A 744-nucleotide genomic window follows, 5' to 3' on the forward strand; every position below is an offset into this window, starting at 1 on the left:
ACCTTCGAAAAAGCTGACATCCGCGTATGTGAGCGCCCATGCTGCAAGAGCGCCCGACAGATTCTGATCAAGAGATCTGCTACAGAGGACTTCACTATCTTTTGGAAGCGGGCGGGAATCCCAACCTCTGAAGCGGCACTTGCGGGCTAAATTAGGCCGACCAATCAGGAGAAGTGGAGCTACCAGCCGGCTATCCGGCTATCCTTTAACCGCTGCCAGTTAGGCACGGCAGAGACCAGAATGCCTTCCAAACAAGAGATGAGCATCGCTCCATCGCTCGTTTTCGAGTCGGCTGGAGCGATCACGAACCCGCGACTTTTCCCGGTCGGAAGTTCTTCCAGTCGACTACGCCAATTCTTACGGAACATTGATAGCCGCCGGCACCTGATGGTGAGCACTCGGGCGTCCCTCCCCGTTCCAGCGCGGGGAGCCAAACGCGTTTCCGACCCCCGATCTCCCGCAGCTGGGGGACATCGGGGCTACTTACTAGCCGGCACGACGCGTGGCATCAGTCGTGACCAGAGCACGCGGCGTTCCATACGCACCACCGAACCAAGCCGCGACCGCGCCAACAACGAGGGAGAAGAAGCCCAAGATGGCCCCGCTAGAAACTGCGGTGGCGGCCGCATCCGCGGCTTCGGTCGCCTGTTGTTTGGCGCGTTCGATCGAGGCCTTGTAGCTCTCTTCGTATTGTTGAACCTGCGTACGTGCCTGGTCCACCGGAATGTTCTGTGCCTTTGCAAG

General features: G+C 59.1%; 1 pseudogene. It reads right to left on the reverse strand.

Annotated elements, in window-relative coordinates:
• Positions 1-486: 486 nt before the first annotated feature.
• Positions 487-744: pseudogene (locus tag AC6CIG_RS29650) on the reverse strand (PhnA-like protein); the annotation flags it as partial.

The sequence above is a fragment of the Sinorhizobium sp. GQ132 genome, assembly GCF_059758575.1.